Genomic DNA, 4457 nt, shown 5'->3' with positions numbered 1-4457 from the left:
TCGTAGATCTCGACGACCTCTTTCTTGAGTTGACGCAACAGTTTATTCTTCGGATCATTGCGCCCGACATCGATGAACTTGAAGTCGTTTTTCAGACGTTCAGCCATTGTTAAAACCTCATCAAACTCTTCAGGCGCATATCACTGCGGGTTGGCACGAGTGCTGGAAAGCAACGATTTCAGGTTGGCAGCCTTAGGCTTGACCAGCCAGAAACGACGCAGGTAGTCATCAAGGTTTTCGGCGAGTTCACGACCCCACTCGCTCTCGGTTTCCTTGACGTACTCGTTCAGCACGTTCTGCAGGTGGCTGCGGTAGGCTTCCATCGCCTCGCCGCTGATCCGCTGGATTTCCACCAGTTCGTGGTTGACCCGGTCTACGAAGGTGTTGTCCTGATCGAGCACGTAGGCGAAACCACCGGTCATGCCAGAGCCGAAGTTGTAACCGGTCTTGCCCAAAACGCAGACGAAACCACCGGTCATGTACTCGCAGCAGTGATCGCCAGTGCCTTCCACGACCGTGTGGGCACCGGAGTTACGCACGGCGAAACGCTCGCCTGCGGTGCCGGCGGCGAACAGCTTGCCGCCAGTGGCGCCGTACAGGCAGGTGTTGCCGATGATGGCGCTGTTCTGAGTCTGATAGACGCTGCCCTTCGGCGGCACGATGACCAGTTTGCCGCCGGTCATGCCTTTGCCGACGTAGTCGTTGGCGTCGCCTTCCAGGTACATGTGCAGACCGCCGGCGTTCCACACGCCGAAGCTCTGACCGGCCGTGCCTTTGAAGCGGAAGGTGATCGGCGCGTTGGCCATGCCCTGATTGCCATGCTTGCGCGCGATTTCGCCGGAGATCCGCGCACCGATCGAACGGTCGCAGTTGCAGATGTCCAGTTCGAACTCGGCACCGCTGAGGTCGTTGATCGCCGAGGTCGCCATGTCGACCATTTTTTCGGCCAGCAGGCCCTGGTCGAACGGCGGGTTGCGCTCAACGCCGCAGAATTGCGGTTTGTCCGCCGGGATGTGATCGCTGCCCAGCAGCGGGGTCAGATCCAGGTGGTGTTGCTTGGCGGTCTGGCCTTCGAGGATTTCCAGCAGATCGGTGCGACCGATCAGCTCTTCGAGGGAACGTACGCCGAGCTTGGCCAGCCACTCACGGGTTTCTTCGGCGACGTAGGTGAAGAAGTTCACCACCATGTCGACGGTACCGATGTAGTGATCCTTGCGCAGCTTCTCGTTCTGCGTCGCAACGCCGGTGGCGCAGTTGTTCAGGTGGCAGATGCGCAGGTATTTGCAGCCCAGAGCAATCATCGGCGCAGTACCGAAGCCGAAGCTTTCGGCGCCGAGGATCGCAGCCTTGATCACGTCGAGGCCGGTTTTCAGGCCGCCGTCGGTCTGCACCCGGACTTTGCCGCGCAGGTCGTTGCCGCGCAGGGTCTGGTGGGTTTCAGCCAGGCCGAGTTCCCACGGCGCTCCCGCGTATTTGATCGAGGTCAGCGGTGAAGCACCGGTGCCACCGTCGTAGCCGGAGATGGTGATCAAGTCCGCATAGGCCTTGGCCACACCGGCGGCGATGGTACCGACGCCGGCTTCTGCTACCAGCTTCACCGAAACCAGTGCCTTCGGGTTGACCTGTTTCAGGTCAAAGATCAGTTGCGACAAGTCTTCGATCGAATAGATGTCGTGGTGCGGCGGTGGCGAAATCAGGGTCACGCCCGGCACTGCGTAACGCAGCTTGGCGATCAGCCCGTTGACCTTACCGCCCGGCAGTTGCCCGCCCTCGCCCGGCTTGGCGCCCTGAGCGACCTTGATCTGCAGCACTTCAGCGTTGACCAGGTATTCCGGGGTGACACCGAAACGACCGGTCGCGACCTGCTTGATTTTCGAGCTCTTGATGGTGCCGTAGCGCGCCGGGTCTTCACCACCTTCGCCGGAGTTGGAACGCGCACCGAGGCGGTTCATGGCTTCGGCCAGGGCTTCGTGAGCTTCCGGCGACAGAGCGCCCAGCGAGATACCGGCGGAGTCGAAGCGCTTGAGTACCGATTCCAGCGGTTCGATTTCACTGATGTCCAGCGGCTGGTCGAGCGTCTTGACCTTGAACAGGTCGCGAATCATCGACACCGGACGGTTATCCACCAGCGAGGTGTATTCCTTGAACTTGGCGTAATCGCCCTGCTGCACGGCGGCTTGCAGGGTGTTGACCACGTCCGGGTTGTAAGCGTGATATTCGCCGCCGTGAACGAACTTCAGCAGACCGCCCTGCTGGATCGGCTTGCGCGGGCTCCAGGCTTCGGTAGCGAGGGCTTTCTGCTCGGCTTCGATGTCGACGAAACGCGCACCCTTGATGCGGCTCGGCACGCCACGGAAGCTCAGCTCGCACACTTCTTCGGACAGGCCGATGGCTTCGAACAGCTGCGCACCGCGGTACGAGGCGATGGTCGAGATGCCCATCTTCGACAGGATCTTCAGCAGGCCTTTGGTGATGCCTTTGCGGTAGTTCTTGAACACCTCGTAGAGGTCGCCCAGCACTTCACCGGTACGGATCAGGTCACCCAGCACTTCGTAGGCCAGGAACGGATAGACCGCCGAGGCGCCGAAACCGATCAGCACCGCGAAGTGGTGCGGATCGCGTGCGGTCGCGGTTTCAACGAGGATGTTGGAATCGCAACGCAGGCCTTTTTCGGTCAGGCGATGGTGCACGGCACCGGTCGCCAGCGAGGCGTGGATCGGCAGTTTGCCCGGGGCGATATGGCGGTCGCTCAGAACGATCTGGGTCCGCCCGGCGCGCACGGCTTCTTCAGCCTGATCGGCGACGTTGCGGATCGCCGCTTCGAGGCCGACGCTTTCGTCGTAGTTGAGGTCGATGATCTGCCGCTCGAAACCCGGGCGCTCGAGGTTCATCAGCGAGCGCCACTTGGCCGGCGAGATCACTGGCGAGCTGAGGATCACGCGCGAGGCGTGTTCCGGCGATTCCTGGAAGATGTTGCGCTCGGCACCGAGGCAGATTTCCAGCGACATCACGATCGCTTCACGCAGCGGGTCGATCGGCGGGTTGGTGACCTGCGCGAACTGCTGGCGGAAATAGTCGTATGGCGTGCGCACGCGCTGCGACAGCACGGCCATCGGCGTGTCGTCGCCCATCGAACCGACGGCTTCGTAGCCCTGTTCGCCGAGCGGACGCAGCACCTGATCACGCTCTTCGAACGTGACCTGATACATCTTCATGTATTGCTTGAGCTGATCGACGTCGTAGAACGCTGAACCGTGGTCGTTGTCTTCCATGGTCGCCTGGATGCGCAGGGCGTTCTTGCGCAGCCATTGCTTGTACGGATGACGGGATTTCAGACGGTTGTCGATCGCGTCGGTGTCGAGGATCTGCCCGGTTTCGGTGTCCACGGCGAGAATCTGGCCCGGGCCGACACGGCCCTTGGCGATCACGTCTTGCGGCTGGTAGTTCCAGACGCCGATTTCCGACGCAACGGTGATGAAACCGTTGGTGGTGGTCACCCAGCGCGCCGGACGCAGACCGTTACGGTCGAGCAGGCACACCGCGTAACGACCATCGGTCATCACCACGCCGGCCGGACCGTCCCACGGTTCCATGTGCATCGAGTTGTACTCGTAGAACGCACGCAGATCCGGGTCCATGGTTTCGACGTTCTGCCACGCTGGCGGAATGATCATCCGCACGCCACGGAACAGGTCGATGCCACCGGTGACCATCAGTTCGAGCATGTTGTCCATGCTCGAGGAGTCGGAACCGACACGGTTGACCAGCGGGCCGAGCTCTTCCAGATCCATCAGATCGTTGCTGAACTTGGTCCGACGGGCCTGAGCCCAGTTACGGTTACCGGTGATGGTGTTGATCTCGCCGTTGTGGGCGAGGAAGCGGAATGGCTGTGCCAGCGGCCATTTCGGCAAAGTGTTGGTGGAGAAGCGCTGGTGGAACACGCAGATCGCGGTTTGCAGGCGCTGGTCACCGAGGTCCGGATAGAACGCGGCCAGGTCGGCCGGCATCATCAGGCCTTTATAGATGATGGTCTTGTGCGAAAAACTGCAGATGTAGTGGTCGGTGTCGGCGGCGTTGGCCACCGACGAGCGACGACGGGCGCTGAACAGCTTGACCGCCATGTCCTGATCGCTCAGGCCTTCACCGCCGATGTACACCTGCTCGATCTGCGGCAGGCGCTCAAGGGCCAGGCGGCCGAGGACGCTGGTGTCGATCGGCACTTTGCGCCAGCCGATCAGTTGCAGGCCTTCAGCAAGGATCTCGCGGTTCATGTTCTCGCGAGCGGCTTCGGCCTTGGCCGGATCCTGGTTGAAGAAGACCATGCCCACGGCATATTGCCTGGGCAGCTCGACGCTAAAGTTTTCCTGGGCAATCGCCCGCAGGAACGCGTCAGGCTTTTGAATCAGCAGACCGCAACCGTCACCGGTCTTGCCGTCGGCATTAATCCCACCGCGGTG

1 protein-coding gene is annotated in these 4457 nt (G+C 61.3%); it reads right to left on the bottom strand.

Annotated elements, in window-relative coordinates:
- Positions 1-140 precede the first annotated feature (140 nt).
- The coding region (gltB, locus tag ACIOUG_RS26195) for a glutamate synthase large subunit (protein WP_401069947.1) at positions 141-4457 on the bottom strand (4317 nt) is incomplete at its 5' end.

Source organism: Pseudomonas sp. NPDC087803 (assembly GCF_044742995.1).
Classification (GTDB): domain Bacteria; phylum Pseudomonadota; class Gammaproteobacteria; order Pseudomonadales; family Pseudomonadaceae; genus Aquipseudomonas.
The sequence above is the reverse complement of the archived record's forward strand: the minus strand, read 5'-3'. Positions and strand labels throughout refer to the sequence as shown.